At 62.7% G+C, this 17,536-nt stretch carries 17 protein-coding genes; 8 read left to right on the plus strand and 9 right to left on the minus strand.

What is annotated here, in order from left to right; genetic code table 11:
* Positions 1-44: 44 nt before the first annotated feature.
* Positions 45-413: a four helix bundle protein gene (locus tag AC1DWF_RS01105; RefSeq protein ID WP_476781363.1), complete on the plus strand. Its 369-nt coding sequence runs from the start codon at positions 45-47 to the stop codon at positions 411-413.
* 50 nt (positions 414-463) lie between these two features.
* The gene (locus tag AC1DWF_RS01110; RefSeq protein ID WP_476841391.1) at positions 464-1,750 is read left to right on the plus strand and encodes an NAD(P)/FAD-dependent oxidoreductase; all 1,287 of its coding nucleotides are present in this window, start codon (positions 464-466) and stop codon (positions 1,748-1,750) included.
* Here AC1DWF_RS01110 and AC1DWF_RS01115 read toward each other — a convergent pair.
* From AC1DWF_RS01115 to AC1DWF_RS01125, 3 genes are all read right to left on the minus strand, one after another.
* Positions 1,719-3,197, minus strand: coding sequence for a sensor histidine kinase (locus AC1DWF_RS01115; RefSeq protein ID WP_476781361.1), 1,479 nt, complete (start codon positions 3,195-3,197; stop codon positions 1,719-1,721). The genes AC1DWF_RS01110 and AC1DWF_RS01115 overlap by 32 nt on opposite strands.
* Positions 3,194-3,868 carry a response regulator gene (locus AC1DWF_RS01120; protein ID WP_476781360.1) on the minus strand — a complete coding sequence of 225 codons (675 nt, stop codon included), beginning with the start codon at positions 3,866-3,868 and terminating at the stop codon, positions 3,194-3,196. Before AC1DWF_RS01120 ends, AC1DWF_RS01115 begins: the two co-directional genes overlap by 4 nt.
* A gap of 91 nt (positions 3,869-3,959) precedes the next feature.
* Entirely contained in the window at positions 3,960-4,343 is a 384-nt protein-coding gene (locus AC1DWF_RS01125; RefSeq protein WP_476781359.1) for a hypothetical protein, read from the minus strand.
* Between the two features lie 186 nt (positions 4,344-4,529).
* Between AC1DWF_RS01125 and AC1DWF_RS01130 the strand changes: the two genes are divergently transcribed.
* From AC1DWF_RS01130 to AC1DWF_RS01140, 3 genes are read left to right on the plus strand one after another with little or no spacing between them, the layout of a single operon-like run.
* Complete coding sequence (locus AC1DWF_RS01130) at positions 4,530-4,940, plus strand: DUF5602 domain-containing protein (protein WP_476781358.1); 411 nt, start codon at positions 4,530-4,532, stop codon at positions 4,938-4,940.
* Positions 4,937-5,464 carry a plastocyanin/azurin family copper-binding protein gene (locus AC1DWF_RS01135; RefSeq protein WP_476781357.1) on the plus strand — a complete coding sequence of 176 codons (528 nt, stop codon included), beginning with the start codon at positions 4,937-4,939 and terminating at the stop codon, positions 5,462-5,464. Before AC1DWF_RS01130 ends, AC1DWF_RS01135 begins: the two co-directional genes overlap by 4 nt.
* Before the next feature lie 21 nt (positions 5,465-5,485).
* Positions 5,486-6,199, plus strand: a complete 714-nt coding sequence (locus AC1DWF_RS01140) for an RNA polymerase sigma factor (RefSeq protein ID WP_476781356.1) — start codon at positions 5,486-5,488, stop codon at positions 6,197-6,199.
* On the opposite strand, the gene AC1DWF_RS01145 is transcribed toward AC1DWF_RS01140, so the two are convergent.
* Both AC1DWF_RS01145 and AC1DWF_RS01150 read right to left on the minus strand, forming a co-directional pair.
* The gene (locus AC1DWF_RS01145; RefSeq protein WP_476787762.1) at positions 6,186-7,310 is read right to left on the minus strand and encodes a beta-ketoacyl-ACP synthase III; all 1,125 of its coding nucleotides are present in this window, start codon (positions 7,308-7,310) and stop codon (positions 6,186-6,188) included. The two genes, AC1DWF_RS01140 and AC1DWF_RS01145, sit on opposite strands and share 14 nt — an antisense overlap.
* 109 nt (positions 7,311-7,419) lie before the next feature.
* Entirely contained in the window at positions 7,420-8,166 is a 747-nt protein-coding gene (locus AC1DWF_RS01150; protein ID WP_476781354.1) for an SDR family oxidoreductase, read from the minus strand.
* 258 nt (positions 8,167-8,424) lie between these two features.
* Here AC1DWF_RS01150 and zwf point away from each other — a divergent pair, with 258 nt between their 5' ends.
* The 3 genes from zwf (at position 8,425) to edd (ending at position 12,482) form a co-directional block, all read left to right on the plus strand.
* The gene (zwf, locus tag AC1DWF_RS01155) at positions 8,425-9,894 is read left to right on the plus strand and encodes a glucose-6-phosphate dehydrogenase (RefSeq protein WP_476787763.1); all 1,470 of its coding nucleotides are present in this window, start codon (positions 8,425-8,427) and stop codon (positions 9,892-9,894) included.
* A gap of 5 nt (positions 9,895-9,899) precedes the next feature.
* Positions 9,900-10,595 (plus strand): 6-phosphogluconolactonase, encoded by a 696-nt coding sequence (gene pgl / locus AC1DWF_RS01160; protein WP_476781389.1) that lies wholly within the window; start codon positions 9,900-9,902, stop codon positions 10,593-10,595.
* 63 nt (positions 10,596-10,658) lie between these two features.
* Positions 10,659-12,482 (plus strand): phosphogluconate dehydratase, encoded by a 1,824-nt coding sequence (gene edd / locus AC1DWF_RS01165; protein ID WP_476781352.1) that lies wholly within the window; start codon positions 10,659-10,661, stop codon positions 12,480-12,482.
* 40 nt (positions 12,483-12,522) lie between these two features.
* Here the strand turns inward: edd and AC1DWF_RS01170 are convergent, their stop codons facing one another.
* The 4 genes from AC1DWF_RS01170 to AC1DWF_RS01185 form a co-directional block, all read right to left on the minus strand.
* On the minus strand, positions 12,523-12,873 hold the full coding sequence (locus AC1DWF_RS01170; protein WP_476781351.1) for an MliC family protein: 351 nt from the start codon (positions 12,871-12,873) through the stop codon (positions 12,523-12,525).
* A 90-nt stretch (positions 12,874-12,963) separates the two neighbouring features.
* Complete coding sequence (locus AC1DWF_RS01175; protein WP_476781350.1) at positions 12,964-14,490, minus strand: ABC-F family ATP-binding cassette domain-containing protein; 1,527 nt, start codon at positions 14,488-14,490, stop codon at positions 12,964-12,966.
* 308 nt (positions 14,491-14,798) lie between these two features.
* Positions 14,799-16,451, minus strand: a complete 1,653-nt coding sequence (locus AC1DWF_RS01180) for a vWA domain-containing protein (protein WP_476783549.1) — start codon at positions 16,449-16,451, stop codon at positions 14,799-14,801.
* A 74-nt stretch (positions 16,452-16,525) separates the two neighbouring features.
* On the minus strand, positions 16,526-17,488 hold the full coding sequence (locus tag AC1DWF_RS01185; RefSeq protein ID WP_476783550.1) for a GlxA family transcriptional regulator: 963 nt from the start codon (positions 17,486-17,488) through the stop codon (positions 16,526-16,528).
* Positions 17,489-17,536 lie beyond the last annotated feature (48 nt).

A 17,536-nucleotide genomic window follows, 5' to 3' on the forward strand; every position in this document is an offset into this window, starting at 1 on the left:
AATAGGGCAGTGAGGCAGTTGCGCGGCAGCGAGGGGGATCGAGCGTGGCGACCGAGATCAACTCGTATCAGGACCTTGTCGTCTGGCAGCAGGCAATGGAGTTGGCGACTGCGATCTACAGCTCGACCCGTACTTGGCCGAAGGAGGAGCTTTACGGGCTGACCAGCCAGGTCAGACGCGCTGCCGTCTCCGTTCCAGCCAACATCGCCGAGGGTTACGGTCGTGAAAACCGTGGCTCCTACCAGCAGTTCCTGAGGATTGCGCAAGGATCGCTCAAAGAAATGGAGACACACCTGCTCATTGCCGAGCGCGTTGGTATCACGACTCCCGAGGCAATTCGGCAGGCAATGACAACGAGCGAAAGCGTCGGCAAGCTGCTGCGATTGCTGATCCGAAAGCTATCGAACGAATAACCCTACTGCCCTACTGCCCTACTGCCCTACTGCCCTACTGAAAGCCCATCATGCCCTACCAATCCCCGATCTCTCCCGGCTTGTCGTGGTACGAAGACACCGCCGGACCGCGCCCAGAGTATCCAGCGCTCGACGGCGACAGGCAGGCCGACGTCGTCATCATCGGCGGCGGCTTCACCGGGCTTTCGGCGGCAGCGCATCTGGCAAAATCCGGCACAAATGTCGTGCTGATCGAGGCGCATCGCTTCGGCGATGGCGCATCGGGCCGCAATGGCGGCCAGCTTGGCACCGGCCAGCGCGCCTGGGCGGAAGAGCTGGAGGGCGAATATGGCTTCACCCGGGCAAAGGCACTGTTCGACCTCGCCGAGGAAGCCAAGGCGCATCTGTTCGACTTCGCCGCCACCCATGGCATCGATATCGACTACATGCCGGGGCAGATGTCGGTGGCGCACAAGCCGCGCTTTGTCGACGACTACAAAGCCCATGCCGAGATCATGGCGAGCCGCTTCAACTACCCGCATGTCAGGTTCATGGATGCGCGGGAGACCGCCGAGCGGCTGGGTTCGACGCACTACTATGGTGGCACGCGCGACACCGGCACCGGGCATATCCACCCGCTCAAACTGGTAATCGGCACGGCGCGAGTTGCTGCCGAAGCCGGCGCGCAGCTGTTCGAGAACACGCAGTCGACCGGCATTACCTCACAAGGCGGCAAGGTACGCGTGACAACGCCGCGCGGCACGATTACCGCGCAGAAATGCCTGATCGCCGTCAACGCCTATGGCGGCAATCTGGAACCGATAAGTGCGTCTCACATCATGCCGATCGGTTCGTTCATCGGCGCGACGGTGCCGCTAGGTGCGGAGTCCAAGGTGATCCCGGGCGGAGAGTCGGTCGACGATTCCCGCTTTGTGGTGCGCTATTTCCGCAAGTCCCCGGACGGCCGACTATTGTTCGGCGGACGTGAAATCTACGGCGTCAACGACCCAAAGGACATCCATATCCACATCCGCAAGCAGATCGCCGAGATTTACCCTACGCTCAAGGATGTGGAAATCACCCATGKCTGGGGCGGCTATGTCGGCATCACCATGCCGCGCAAACCTTTCGTGCGCGAGGTGATGCCCAATGTCATCTCGGTCGGCGGCTATTCCGGCCATGGCGTGATGTTGGCCAATTTCTTCGGCAAGCTCTATGCCGAGACGGTCGCCGGCAACCGCGACAGGCTCAAGCTGATCGAGGACCTGAAGATACCGCCCTTCCCCGGCGGCCGGCGTTTTCGCGCGCCACTGTTGTTTCTGGCGCTCAACTGGTTTGCGCTGCGCGATCGGATTTAGCCTCGGCTGCTTGCAGCCCGTCGACCAGCGGCAGTTGTAGTCTGAAGCGGGCACCGTGCCATGGACCCACCAGGATTTCGACGTTGCCGCTATGCAGTTTAGCGATTTCACGGGCAAGATTGAGCCCCAGGCCTGCGCCGGTGTTTCGGGGGCGCAGCCGATAAAACGGCTGGAAGACGCGTTCGTGTTCTTCGTAAGGGATGCCAGGACCCTCGTCGCGGATCTCTAGCCCGCCTTTGGCGTCCACCACCACCGATATGGTGCCCTCACCGCCGCCATGGTCGATGGCATTGCGCAAAAGATTGGTGACGGCCTGCTGTATCTGCGACGGCTGAATGTTGACCAGCACGCTCGAAGCTGCCGGCTCGAAGGAAAAATCATAGCCTGCCGCCAGCGCGAGCGGCGCGAAATCGGCGGCAATGTGGCGCGCGAACTCGACAAGATCGACGACCTCGCGGGCACCGGCGGAATGGTCGAGCACCTGCCGGTCGAGCAACTGTTGCGCCAGATGCGACAGACGCTCGATGTCTTTCAGAAGGCGCGCGCTTTCGGGGTCCTCGCGCAGCAGTTCGGCGCGGGTGCGGAGGATGGCAATCGGCGTGCGCAATTCATGTGCCGCATCGGTGAGGAAGCGGTTGCGCTGGTCATAGCCCTCGCCCAGTCGCGACAGCGCATTGTTGAAGGCCTGGACCAGCGGCGCGACCTCGGTCGGCACCTGTTCGGTTGGAAGCTGGACAGCGCGGTTTTCGATGTCGATGCGCCCCGCCTGGCTGGCAGTTGCGATAAGACCGGCCAGCGAGCGTCGCACCACAGCTGGCGTGGCGACCAGGGTCGTCCCTCCCATCACGACAAAGAATGGAAGAAGGATCACGATGATGATCAAGGCAACGATCGGGCCGATCTTCAGCCACGCTATTTGGCCATCGACATCGCGCGTTCCATCGATGCTCAATTGGAAGGTCACATCAACGCCGTCCATGTCCGTACGCGAGTACATCGTCGACGTCAGGATCCGAACCGGACCGGCGGCGGTTTCGCGATTGGCCATCTTCGCATCCGGCCGGACATCATAGATCGGAAACCGCAACAGCACGTTGTCGATTCCCCACGGCAACCCGATATTTTCGTCGTTATAGACAGCCGGGATCTGCCCTTCCTTCAGGGTCTTGCCCGCCTTGTCGCGAACGATCAGCCACAATTTCGGGTAATTTTCTCGCGCCGCGCGCAGTTCCTCCGTATCGAGCAGGACAATGTTGCCGTTTACATCCCTGTTTACAGCACCTGCGACAGCCTCCACCGCGGTTTCGTTATCAGTGAGCAGCCGCGGCTCGAGCAGGAAGAGAACCAGCCAGATAAGACCGACAAAGGCGAACAAAGTCGCAGCCTGAAGCAGGATCAGCCTGCGCACGAGCTGCCATTGCAGCGAACGTGGGCCGGCTTTCTTCATGCCACGGCACGCAAGAGGTAGCCGAGGTTGCGGATGGCCCGGATTTCGACGCCGGCAGCGACATCGTCGAGCTTGCGGCGCAGGCGCGAGACATGGGAATCGAGCGCATTGGAGCCGATCTCGTCGCCCATGGCATAKACCGACTCTTCGAGCGTCGCGCGCAGGACGGTTCGGCCGGGCCGGCGGAGAAGTGCCTCCAGCGCCAGTTGCTCGCGCCGCAAAAGCTCCAGCGGCTTGTCGCCGACGGAAGCTTCGCGATGGTGGAAATCGTAGGTGAGACGGCCAATCACCGTCTGCTCGGCCTTCAAAGCAATAGGACGCCGGTGCAGCGCACGAAGCCGCGCCATAAGCTCTTCCATGGCAAACGGCTTGACCAGATAGTCGTCGGCACCGGCATCGAGCCCGGCGACGCGGTCGTTGATGCCGCTGAGCGCAGTCAGGATCAGGATCGGTGCATCGACACGCAGCGCCCGCAGCTTCGGGATCAGATCGAGCCCCTCGCCATCAGATACACGGCGATCGAGCACCACCGCGTCATAGGGCCCGAACTCGGCCGCAGCCTCGGCATCGGCAAGCGTCGCGACATGATCGACGATCACATTGCGGCGCGCGAGCGCTGACTTCAGCACCGAGGCCATCTCCGGCTCGTCCTCGAGCAGCAAAATGCGCATGAGCGGTTCCTTCAAAAGGACCAGGGATTGACTATCGCGACACCGGCCGGCGCGACTTGCATAACATCGACACGCCTAAAGGCCGACTGGGTCACTCGCATTCAAGCTTGGGCTTGCGGAAATTGGTGATGTACCAACGGCCGTCCGACATGCTGGCGTAGAATGTGTAGAAGCATTCCTGCTCCTGGACATAACCTGGCGTCGTCATCTCCTCGTACCGCGTGCCGCGCCTGGTGCCCCTGATTTCGCCGCTCGTCGAACCCGGCACGACATTCGTCGATATTTTCCGCCATTGATAGGCGCGTTGGCCACGGCCCAGCTCGAGCACGGCAACCGGCGGTCCGTAGTCGATGATGACCGATTCAAGCGGCTGGCCAACATAGTTCTTCATGATGTCCGACTGGCAGCCGGCGAGAAAAACCGTCGCAGCGGCGACGAAAACGCCGACAGCGCGGCAGGCATTGGTGAAAGACATGTCTGATCCCAATTCTGGACGATATGCCCGCAGCTACGCCGCCAAGATTGCACTTACATTGCAGGCCTTGGCGGAGGATCGATCCGGAGGCTTGCCGCCACGATTTCCGGGAACCTTTTTGGGAAAGCCGCATCCAATGGTTCGAAGCCGCCGCGCGATGCGGGGCGTTCACAGGGAGATGCTCCAATGAAAATGGTTTCCGCCGCACTCGCTCTCATGCTCGCCGGTGCCTTGCCCGCGCTCGCCCAGGACGTGGCGAAGGCCCCACCCCCAGGCGCGTTCAAAGCCGTCAGCAGCCTGGTCAAGCTGCCGGACTTCTTGCCCGGCATGGGCCAGCTCTTCGTTGATCCGGCAACCCTGCCGGCCGGCCCGTTCCTCGCCTACGACCATGATGGCAAGCTGGTCAGCACCATCTACATGCTGCCGATCAAGGACCTCAATCCGAACAAGCGCTTCGACGACCTCGCCTCGCCCGGCGGCAATGTCGACCATGTCAGCGTCTACTACAATGCCGGCCATCCCGGGGTAGAGGAGCCGCATGTCCATGTCGTGCTGTGGCATGTGGCCAAGGCTGACGAGGCGCGGGTGGCGAAATGATCGCCACGCGCCGACAGATGATCGGAGCCGGCGGGGGATTTTTCCTCGCCGCGCTCCTCTCCAGGCTGGCTTTCTCCGCAAGCAACGACATCGTTGATGTCGAAATGCATGGCAAGGACGATGGCGCGCATGTCTGGTTCGACCCTGCCGGCATACATATCGAGCCGGGGCAGACTGTGCGCTGGACAAATCGCGACCCGGGCAACTCTCACACGGTGACGTCTTATCACCCTGACGTCTTCGACCGACCGTTGCGCATCCCGGCAAACGCCAAGCCGTGGAATTCCGACTATCTGCTGCCGGGCCAGTCCTTCTCGGTGACGCTGACCGTGCCGGGGGTGTATGACTATTACTGCGTGCCGCATGAGCACGCCGGCATGGTCGGACGCTTCGTGGTCGGCACGCCGCAGCCGGTGGCGCCCAGTGCAGCGGACCCCTCGCTCACGCCGCTGCCCGATGTGGCACTGAACGGGTTTCCGCCTGTCGACGAGATCATCGCCAAGGGCATCGTCCGCCGGGTCTGAACGGCAAAGGGAGGCGACAGCATGCAGCTGGCAAACTTGCGGCAACAGGTCGATCTCGACGGGCGCCGCGACGAGGAACTGGTGGCACTCGCGCGCCAAGGCGGCGAGAACGCCATCCGCGCGCTCATCAAACGCAACAACCAGCGGCTCTTTCGGGTCGCCCGCGCCGTCATGCGCAATGACGCGGAGGCCGAGGACGTAGTGCAGGAAGCCTATGTCAGGGCCTTCACCCGGCTCGACAGCTTCAAGGGCGATGCGATGTTTTCGACATGGCTCACGAAGATCGCTCTCAACGAGGCGCTCACGCGCATCCGCAGGCTGCGACCTGTGGCCGAACTGGACGAACTGGATATCGCGGCCAACGGAGGCCAGGTGATCATGTTTCCGACATCGCTGACACCACCAGGTGCAGATGCCGAGCTGGCTCGCGGGCAAGTCCGCGCTCTGCTTGAACAGGCGATCGACGAGCTGCCGGCTGCCTTTCGCATCGTCTTCATCTTGCGCGACGTCGAGGAGATGAGCATAGACGAGACCGCGACTCAGCTCGCGCTCAAGCCGGAGACGGTCAAGACGCGGCTGCACCGCGCCCGCAAATTAATGCGGGCGGCTATTGAAAAACGCCTGTCGAGCGGCTTTGCCGAGCTTTTCCCGTTCAACGGCGCGCGCTGCGAACGCATGGCCGATCAGGTGGTCGAGCGACTGCGCGGGCTAGAACGCCCGGTCACATCTTCCTGACGATGACGCTGCCTGCGGAGTAGCCTGCGCCGAAGGAACAGATCACGCCCAGGCTGCCCGAAGGCAGGTCGTCGGAGAATTTCGAAAACGCAATGATCGAACCGGCCGACGAAGTGTTTGCATAATCCTGCAGCACGTTGGGCTGCTCATCGCGCGTCGCGTCGTGGCCCAGGACCCGCGAACCGATCAGGTCGTTCATGGCCTTGTTGGCCTGGTGCAGCCACAGCCGCGACAGGCTGGCCGGCTCGATGCCTTGGTCGGCGAGATGGCTGAGCATCAGTTCGGCGACCATCGGCACCACCTGCTTGAAGACCTTGCGGCCTTCCTGGTGGAACTGCATATCGCGGCGGTCGGCCATGTGGCCTTCACGGGTGCGGCGAAGGAAGCCGTTGTTGTTGCGAATGTTGTTGGAGAATTCGGTGAGGCAGCGTGTCGACACGACCTCATAGAGGTTTTCCGCCTTGGCCTCGTCGGCGCGTTGCAAAACGACCGCCGTGCAGACATCGCCGAAAATGAAGTGGCAGTCGCGGTCGCGCCATTCCTGGTGGCCGGACGTGATCTCGGGATTGACCATCAGGATCGCGCGGGCGGAGCCGGTGCGGATCATATCAGTGGCAAGCTGGATGCCGAAGGTCGCCGAGGAGCATGCAACGTTCATGTCGAAGGCAAAGCCCTTGATGCCGAGCGCCTGCTGCACCTCGATGGCAATCGCCGGATATGCGCGCTCATGGTTGGAGGCGGCACATATGACGGCGTCGATGTCGGCAGCGGTCAGCCCCGCCTTCTTCATCGCCTTGTCGGCGGCCTTGACCGAAATCTCGGCCATCAGCGAGAGCTCGTCCTCGGCGCGCTCGGGCAGCACCGGATGCATGATGCCTGGATCGAGGATGCCGAATTTGGAGATGACATGGCGCCGCTCGATGCCGGACGCCTTGACGATGAACTCTTCCGACGACATCGCCATCGGCGCGCGCTCGCCGGCCTCGATGGCGTCGGCGTGCAGCTTGTTCTGGCGGTGGGCATATTCATTGTAGGAGGCCACCAACTCGGCGTTGGTGATGACTTCCTCCGGCGTGAAGATGCCGGTACCGCTGATCGCAACCCTGTGCATGGCGTTTCCTGCTGGTTTTGAGCCATTGGAATAGGGTTCCGGCATCGCCGGTCAAGCGTAAACGCCACGATTCAGGCTCGAAAAGGCGGTTACCTCAGGGAATAATCGCCTAAATACAGCGGCCGCCGTCCACTTCCATCGCCACGCCGGTGATCAGTGAAGCTTCGTCGGAGACGAGGAACAGAGCCGCGTTGGCGATGTCGAGCGGCGTCGAGAAACGGCCGAGCGGGATCGAGGCTTTGAACCTCTCGCGGATTTCGGGCGTGTCCTTGCCCATGAATTTTTCCAGCATGCCGGTTTCGCCGGCCACCGGGCAGAGACAGTTGACGCGGATGTTCTTCGGCGCCAGTTCGACCGCCATCGACTTGGTGGCCGTGATCGCCCAGCCTTTCGAGGCATTGTACCAGGTCAGACCTGGGCGCGGCCTGAGGCCTGCGGTCGACGCCGTGGTCAGGATCGACCCACCACCTTGGCGCTCCATGATCGGCACCACGGCGCGCGCCGCATGATAGATCGCCTTCATGTTGACGGCGGTGATGAGGTCGAAAATATCCTCCTCGACATCGACGAGGTCGCCGTTGCGATGGGTGTAGCCGGCATTGTTGACCATGATGTCGATGCGACCGAAAGCACTCTTGGCGGCATAGACAAGTTCGTCGAACTCGGAACGCAACGACACATCGGTGGTGACCGCAATCGCGTCCTTGCCGATCTCGGCAACGACACGCTCGGCTTCCCTGGCATTCAGGTCGGCGACGACCACCTTGGCGCCCTCCTCGGCAAAGCGCTTGGCCATGCCCTCGCCGAAACCGGCCGCAGCCCCGGTGATGATCGCTACCTTATCCTTGAGACGCATCGTCTTTCCGCCCTGTCGATTTTCTTCCTGATCGATCTAGCCGCCGCCACAGTTGACCGCAATGCTCGACGCAAGGCAGAGCAGCTGATGTATCGGGCCAGCGGCTTGTGCTTGGATTTCCAAACGCCGAGGCCCTATGTTGGGCTGGTGCGACCGCCACGTCGAAAACGAAACTGTGACACCTAGGCACTGGCGTTTTTAAATCGATTAGCATATATCGGGCGGCGACATCGCGACCGTCTTGGAAACGGATAGAAAATGACCAGCCAGATCATCCCCGTCGATCCCTTCGACTTCATCATTTTCGGGGGCACCGGCGATCTGTCGGAACGCAAATTGCTGCCGGCGCTGTATCATCGCCAGCGGGACCACCAGTTTTCCGAGCCGACGCGCATCATCGGCGCCTCGCGCACCAAGATGGACGACAAGGAATTCCGCGCTTTCGCCAAGAAGGCGATCTCGGATCACGTCAAACCGGAATATATCGAAGAAGCTGAGCTCAAGACCTTTCTCGACCGGCTGAGCTACGTCGCGATCGACGCCAAGTCAGGTGATGGCTTTGCCGAGTTGAAGAAGTCGGTGGCCGACAGCAAGCGCATCCGGGTCTTCTACCTCGCCGTGGCACCCAGCCTGTTCGGCGACATCTCCGACCATCTCAAGGAACACAAGCTCGTCACCCCGGATTCGCGCATTGTCGTGGAGAAGCCGATCGGCCGGGACCTTGAGTCGGCCAAGGCGCTCAACGACATCATCGGCGACGATTTTGGCGAGCACCAGATTTTCCGCATCGACCACTATCTCGGCAAGGAGACGGTGCAGAACCTGATGGCACTGCGTTTTGCCAATGCGCTCTACGAGCCGCTGTGGAACTCGGCCAATATCGACCATGTCCAGATCACCGTCGCCGAGACCGTCGGCCTCGAGGACCGCGTCACCTATTACGACAAGGCAGGTGCGCTGCGCGACATGGTGCAGAACCACATGCTGCAGCTGCTCTGCCTCGTTGCCATGGAGGCACCGGCCTCGATGGAGGCGAATGCGGTACGCGACGAAAAGCTCAAGGTTTTGAACGCGCTGAAGCGCATCAATGGCAATGAAGCTCCAAAGCACACCGTGCGCGGACAGTACCGTGCCGGAGCTTCCGCTGGCGGACCGGTCAAGGGTTACATCGAAGAACTCGGTGCCGAGAGCACCACCGAGACCTTCGTTGCCATCAAGGCCGAGATCGCCAACTGGCGCTGGGCCGGCGTGCCTTTCTACCTGCGGACCGGCAAGCGGCTGGCCTCGCGCGTCTCGGAGATCGTCATCGAATTCCGGCCGATCCCCCATTCGATCTTCGACGAAAGTGCCGGTCCGATCTTCAACAACCAGCTGGTCATTCGCCTGCAGCCCGACGAAGGCGTCAAGCAGTTCATCATGATCAAGGATCCGGGTCCGGGAGGCATGCGCTTGCGCCAGATTCCACTCGACATGAGTTTCGCCCAGTCCTTCGACGGACGCGCGCCCGATGCCTATGAACGGCTGATCATGGATGTGGTGCGCGGCAACCAGACGCTGTTCATGCGCCGCGACGAGGTCGAGGCGGCATGGAAATGGATCGATCCGATCCAGCACGCCTGGGAAGCCAGCCGCCAGGAAGCCCAAGGCTACACCGCCGGCACCTGGGGCCCATCGGCGTCGATCGCCTTGATCGAACGCGACGGCCGCACCTGGCACGAAAGCAATTGAGCACCATGGCCCTGGCCCGCTGGAACGAGTTTGCAACGAGCGATGAACTGGCGGCAGCACTTGCCGCCAAGGTCGCCGACGTGCTGCGGGCAGCGATTGCACGACAAGGCGAGGCGTTCCTCGCCGTGTCAGGCGGCACCACGCCAGGCCGCTTCATGGCAGCGCTGTCGCGGGAAGAACTCGACTGGAGCAAGGTCATCGTGACGCTTGTCGACGAGCGTTTCGTTCCCGAGACCTCTGCGCGTTCCAACGCGTCGCTGGCCAAAGCGAACCTGCTGCAGAACAATGCCGCTGCCGCGCGATTCGCGCCGCTCTATCATGAGGCTGCTACGGTCGAAGACGCTGCGGCGATGGCCGATGCCGAAATCCGCGCCCTGCCCTGGCCGCTCGATGCCGCGATCCTGGGCATGGGCGGCGATGGCCACACAGCCTCGTTTTTCCCCGACGCACAAGGGCTCGATGCCCTACTCGACCCGACTTCGGCGCGCATCGTCATGCCGGTGCATGCCGCAAGCGCGGGCGAGCCGCGCCTGACACTGACACTTCCCGCACTGGTCGGCGCCGGGCTGCTGGTCGTGCACATCGAAGGTGCTGAAAAGCGTTCCGTGCTCGATGCCGCCATGGCGGCGGAAACGGCTCTGCCGATCCGCACCGTGCTCGACCGGGCACCGCGCGCCGCCGAGATTTATTGGGCGCCCTGAGCGGACGTCCATTGCCCGATGCCCCTCCCAAGCTTTGGGCGCCGAGTTGAAAGGACTAAGGCCATGACCGCCAGGAACGACATCCAAGCCATCACCGAGCGTATCCGCGAGCGCTCGAAGGTCAGCCGCGAGATCTATCTCGGCCGCCTCGCCGAGGCGGCTGGGAAGACGGCCAACCGTGCCGTGCTATCCTGCGGCAACCTCGCCCATGGCTTTGCAGTGTGCAGCCCCTCGGAAAAAGTGGCGCTCGGCGGCGACAAGGTCGCCAATATCGGCATCATCACCTCCTACAACGACATGCTGTCGGCGCATCAGCCATTCGAAACTTTCCCGCAGCTGATCAAGGATGCGGCGCGCGAAGCCGGTGGCATTGCCCAGGTCGCGGGCGGCGTGCCGGCGATGTGCGATGGCGTCACGCAGGGACAGCCAGGCATGGAGCTGTCGTTGTTTTCGCGCGACGTGATCGCCATGGCGGCAGCCGTCGGCCTCAGCCACAATATGTTCGATGCGGCGGTCTATCTCGGCGTCTGCGACAAGATCGTGCCGGGGCTGGTGATCGCGGCACTGACCTTCGGCCATCTGCCGGCGATCTTCATTCCCGCCGGGCCGATGACGACTGGCCTGCCGAATGACGAAAAGGCCAGGATCAGGCAGCTCTATGCCGAGGGCAAGGTCGGCCGCGCCGAACTTCTCGAAGCGGAGTCGAAATCCTATCACGGGCCGGGCACCTGCACCTTCTACGGCACGGCGAACTCCAACCAGATGCTGATGGAGATCATGGGCCTGCACACGCCGGGCGCTTCCTTCGTCAATCCGGGCACGCCGCTGCGCGAGGCGCTGACGCGCGAAGCCGCCAAGCGCGCGCTGGCGATCACCGCACTCGGCAATGAATACATTCCCGCCGGGCGCATGATCGACGAGCGCTCGGTGGTCAACGGCGTCGTTGGCCTGCACGCCACCGGCGGCTCGACCAACCACACCATCCACCTGATTGCCATGGCGGCTGCCGCCGGCATCCGGCTGACCTGGCAGGACATTTCGGACCTGTCGGACGCGGTTCCGCTGCTGGCGCGGGTCTATCCGAACGGCCTTGCCGACGTGAACCACTTCCAGGCAGCGGGCGGCATGGGCTTCCTGATCCGCGAACTGCTCGACGTCGGCCTGTTGCATGAAGACGTGCAGACGGTGTGGGGCGAAGGGCTGCGCCCCTATGCGGTCGAAGCCAAGCTCGGCGCCGACGGTTCGGTTGTGCGCGAGGCAGCTCCCAAGCTGAGCGGCGACGAAAAGGTGCTGGCGCCGGCATCCAAGGCGTTCCAACCGCACGGCGGGCTCAAGGTGCTTGGCGGCAATCTTGGCCATGCCATCATCAAGACCTCGGCAGTGAAGCCAGAACGCCGCATCATCAAAGCACCGGCTTTGGTGTTCGACAGCCAGCAGGGTCTCAACGATGCCTTCAAGGCCGGACTGCTCGACCGCGATTTCGTCGCGATCATCCGCTTCCAGGGACCGAAAGCCAACGGCATGCCGGAACTGCACAAGCTGACCACAGTGCTCGGCATCCTGCAGGACCGCGGCCACAAGGTGGCACTGGTCACCGACGGGCGCATGTCTGGCGCATCCGGCAAGGTGCCTGCGGCCATCCACGTCACGCCCGAAGCGCTTGAAGGCGGGCCGATCGGCCGCGTCCATGACGGCGACATCGTCCGGCTCGACGCCGAGGAAGGCACGCTCGAAGTACTGGTTCCGGCCGGCGACCTGGCATTGCGTCCGGCCCCGGTTTGCGACCTCTCCGGCAACGAATACGGCTTCGGTCGCGAGCTGTTTGCCGGCTTCCGCCAGATGGCCGGCCGCGCCGACCACGGCGCGAGCGTGTTCGGGACGGCCTGAAGGTACGGCAGAAGCTCAAGCATAACGTGCAGCTTTTGCGCTACTTCTCCGCCGTGCAAGAGAACACCGGCGGAGCATCTTCGCCCTTGGTCAGGTCGTAGAAGTCGGCGTTGTCGCCCTTGGTCCACCAGACATATTGCTGGCCAGCGTATCTGGCGCCGGAACCGCTGAGTACTGTCACCGCAATGACCGTCTCGTCGCCGAGACCGAGCACGACCAGCGAGTTGTTCGCCGTGTTGATGTATTCGGCCTTCACTTCGCGTTTGCCGCATCTGTAGGTTACGGCCTGACGCTCGACCGCCGCATCGCCGGGCAAGTCGATGGTGACGGTCGAGGCCGTCGCGCCGCTCAGAGCAGATGCCAGCAAGATTGCCGTCAAAATCGAACGCATATGGGCCTCCATCCAAGCCGAAATCTTAAAACCGAATAGCATGCGGCGACAGCTTGCCGAAGCTTGTGGGCCTCGGCAAGCTGGCGGCGTTTAAGCGGCGCCCGCCACATCGGTGAAAAAGTCCTCCGGCCCCTCGACCTCGACCAGTCGCTTTTTCTCGATCTGCCAGAACCGGTTGGCGACGGCGCGCACGAAGCTGCGGTCATGCGACACCAGCAGGCAGCTCGCCTCGTGCTTCAACAGTTCGGTTTCCAGTGCTTCTTGCCCGTCGATATCGAGATGGTTGGTCGGCTCGTCGAGCAGATAGAAGTTCGGGTTGGTCAGCCTGAGCACCAGCATGCCGAGGCGCGCCTTCTGCCCGCCCGAAAGCCGGCCGATCTGGCTTGCCTGCATATCGATTCCCATGCCGGCACCGGCCAGCAAGGTGCGGGCGCGCTGTTCACCTAGCTCGAAGCGACGCGTAAGCACGCCGAGCGGCGTGTCGCGGTCTTCGAGATCGGACAGGCCCTGATCGCCATAGCCAAGCACCAGAGACGGCGTCGCCTTGACGGCATCGCCGGCGTTTTCCGGCGCGCCGATTGCTTGCCTGACCATGTTGACGAGCCGCGTCTTGCCGGTGCCATTGCGGCCCAGCAAAACGACGCGGTCGCCCTGGCGCAGCCATAGCCTGCCAGTCCTGAACAACAGCGTTCCGTCGGGCGTGGTGACAGGCGCATCGTCGAGCGTGACCAGCACCTTGGCATGCGTGCCGCGATTGGCCAGCTTGATGGCGCCCGCCGAGCGCTCCAGGTGCGCGGGCCTGGCAGCATCCTCCAGCTTTTCGGCCCTTTCCTTCAGCTGCTTGGTTTTCACCACCAGAAGGTCGCTGCCCGAATTGATGCCGATATTGTTGAGCTTGGCTGCCTGCCGCCGCAACTGCTGCGCCGTTTTCATATCCTTCTGGAACCGACGCTCGTCGGAGGCATCGATTTCATCGAGTGCAGCCCGTGCCCTGGAGTAAGGTAGCGAGAAGACCTGCGAGTTTTCCGGGCGCAGGAACAGCGTCTTGTTGGTCACGGCATCGAAGAAGGCCCGGTCGTGACTGCAAATGATGACTGGCACATCGCGCGGCAGCGCGTTCAGCCAGTCTTCGAGCTGGCTGATCCGGGCAAGATCGAGGTGGTTTGTCGGCTCGTCGAGCAACAGCACGTCGGGCTCGGTCACCCAGACGCGGGCAAGCATCGCCAGCCGCTGCCAGCCGCCGCTCAGCTGCGACAGCGGACGTTCGCGCATCGCTTCGGGCACATCGAGCGAGTCGAGCACGATGTCGACGCGCCAGCTTTCGCTCTCGGCCTGATCCAGCGGCAGTGCGCCAAGGACCGCCTCGAAAAACGTCGCGGCGTTCAGGCTGGCCGGCACGTCCTGCTCGACATGGCCGACGCGCAGACCGCGCGCGCGGGTGATGTCACCCGATGTCGGTTCGAAGCCGCCTGATATGGAACGCAAAAGCGTGGATTTGCCGCGGCCATTGGCGGCGACGATGCCGAGGCGGTCGCCCGGCTCGATGGAAAGGTTGAGATTGGAAAAAAGCGGTGCGCCAAGGGTTACGCCAAGCGACCTCAGATTGATCAATGCCATAGTCGTTCTCTGGTCTGTCCGGACCGTCATCCCGCATCCGGTCAAAGGATGCATCTGGGGAGGCTAGGCCCGGTGGATTGTCACTGTGCAGGCGCGAACTCAAAGGCTCAGCGCTGCATCACCACGAAGGGCAGACCAAAAAGAGATACGCTTTGGCGATCGTCTGTGGTCAGCCCTGCAAACTTGTATGCAGGGCGTGGACGGGGCCGCGCTGACGATGGTGACGAAAAAACGTGTACACGCAGCCCTCCTTTGTTTGTTGACGCGTTGCGCGACCTAAATAGCCGCGCTCGCTGCAAGTTGCAATCCTACTGGATGGTCACTTCGCTGCGCTCGCCGGCATGGACGGTGGCCGTACCTTCCTTCTTGCCACCATTGGCCTCGCGGTCGACTTCCACGACATAGTCGCCGGCAGGCAAGGTCACCTGGTGCTTCTCGTCGTAGCCCACGCCGAAATCCTTGCGCTCACCCTGGATGTCCTTCTTGGCCGAAAACACCTTGATCGTCTTGGCGCCAGGCGCGCTGACCGCCAGAACACCGGCGTCGAGAACCGCCGTCACGTCGCCACGCTCGCCGACCTTCACGTTGAAGGGCTGCTCGACCTCGGCCTGGTCCATCCTCACGATAGCGACATAGTTGCCAGCGGAGAGATCGAACTTGGCGTCGGAGCCAAAGGCATAGGTCACCTGCTCGCGAGTGCCGTCGATCTTTTTCCTGGCCTTGTAGATCTTCACGTCGAGGCCCGACGCGTCGACCTTCTCGCCACCCTCAGCATAGATAGCATTGACCAGCACATGGCCGACGCCGACCACAACATCCTTTTCGAGGGCCTGGCCGGCGGCAAGCTGGATTGTCTCGCTCGTTTCGCCTTCGCCGATCTTGACCGTCAGCTTCTGCGCGCCGGCGGGCAACACGATCCTGGTCTGACCATAGTTGGTGGCAGGGCCAGTGCCGCCGGGATATTCGATGACGACGGTTGCGCCATCATTGACCTCAGCACCTTCACTCGGGCGCGGGCGGACTATCAGCGTGCCGGCGTTGAGGACATAAAGCGGCTTGTAGACTTGGCCGGCCTCGACCTTGAGCGGCTGCTCGACTGCTGCCTCGCCAAGTATGGCACGGACAATGTAGTCGCCGGCTTCCAGCGAACCCTTGTAGTTGTTGTATTCGGTGGTGAGGCGCTCGCCCTTGGTGCCATCGGCATTGGCCTTGTAGATTTCCCAAGCGTTGCCGGCATCGCTGAGCGGTTCACCACCTGCAGCCATCGTCACTTCGGGTACGAAATTGAATTCGGGCTTGGCCGGTTCGGGTGCCGGAGTTGAGGCCGGCGCGGGCGCAGGTGCTGCAACCGTCTGTACCAGCGCCTCCTCCAGCGCCTTGGCGTCGGAGGCCTGGATGTATTTGCCGCCGGTATTTTCGGCGAGGCACGCGACCTGCCGGCCCTCTTCCGCCGTCAGGCCGAAACCGACGACGTGAGCGGTGAAGTCGACGCCCGATTGCTTTAGCTCCTTGCCGAGCGCGCATGGATCGGCGCTGCAGGTCTCGAGCCCGTCGGTGATGAGGATGACGGTTGCCTTCTCCTCGGTGTATTTCAGATCTTCGGCGGCCTGCTTGACGGCGGCGGAAAGCGGCGTCTTGCCTAGGAACTTCATGCTGTCTGCGGCTGCGGTGATGGCGCTCGCCGAACCGGCGGCCGGCGGCACGACAAGCTCGATGTCGGTGCAGCTGCCCTTTTCGCGGTGACCATAGGCCATCAGGCCAAGCTCTGTGTCGGCGGGCACCGTCTTCAGCACCGTGCGCAGCGCCTCGCGCGCGATCTCCAGCTTGGGCTTGCCGTCAATCTGGCCCCACATCGAGCCCGAGGCGTCGAGCACGATGATGGTCCGGTCGGCGGCATGCGCAGCTGCCATTGCCGACAGCATGAGGGCAGACGCCAGGATGCCTCGTGTAAACGCCTTCATGCCGTCCCTCGCCGATTCAGGTTGATGCCAGCGAGGCTAAACAAGGGGCCTCGGACTGACAACCCTGGGACCGATCAATAGGTGGTGCGGCGCTCTTCGCTTGGCGGGCGGCCAAACTGGAGCCGGTAGCTCTGGGCGAAATAGGAGTGCGAGGTGAAACCGGTGGCGATCGCCACGTCGAGGATGGGCATGTTGGTCTGGCGCAGAAGCTCGCGGGCGCGCTCGAGCCTGAGACGCATGTAGTAGCGCCCGGGCGTGACGTTGAGATGGCGCAGGAACAGCCGCTCGACCTGGCGGACGGACAGGCCTGCGGTCTTGGCGAGCTGCACCGCCGACAGCGGCTCATCGAGATGGTCTGCCATCAGCTCGACGATGCGCTTGAGCTTGTCGGACTTGCCGGTCAGATCACGCTCCGGTCCGACGCGCTGGCGGTCGCCGGCCGAACGGATACGCTCGTGCTGGAACTGATTGGCGACTTCATTGGCGAGATTGGTGCCGAAATCGCGGCGGATGATTTCGAGCATCAGGTCGATCGAGGTGGTCACGCCGGCGCAGGTGTAGCGCTTGCGGTCGATCTCAAAGACATTGTTGGTGCACTCGATATCGGGGAATTTCTCCATGAAACCGGCACGGTTTTCCCAGTGGATAGTGCAGCGGTAGCCGTCGAGCTGGCCGGCTTCGGCGAGCAGGTACGAGCCGACCGAAAGCGCTCCGAGTGCTGCCCCGCGCCGCCCCCAGGATCGGAGCGCGCCGAGCACCTTGCTCTTGCCGGGAAACTCGGTGGCGACACCGACGCAGACGAACATGATGTCGACCGCCGGCACATCGGCGACTGAATAATCGACCTTGAGCGGCAGGCCATTGGAGGCGATCACCGCCTCGCCATCGGCCGAAACAGTGGTCCAGCCATAGACGTCGCGACCGAGCAACCGGTTGGCCGACCGACAGGTGTCGATGGCGGCAACGAGCGAGAACATCGAAAATTTGTCGACCAGCAGGAATGCGAACTGGCGACCTTCGGGGTGAGGCTCTGACATCGAAGCCAAATCTACAGAAAGCGCAGACTTGGGCAAGGAAGCGGCGCC

Source organism: Aminobacter sp. P4_D5, assembly GCF_056401815.1.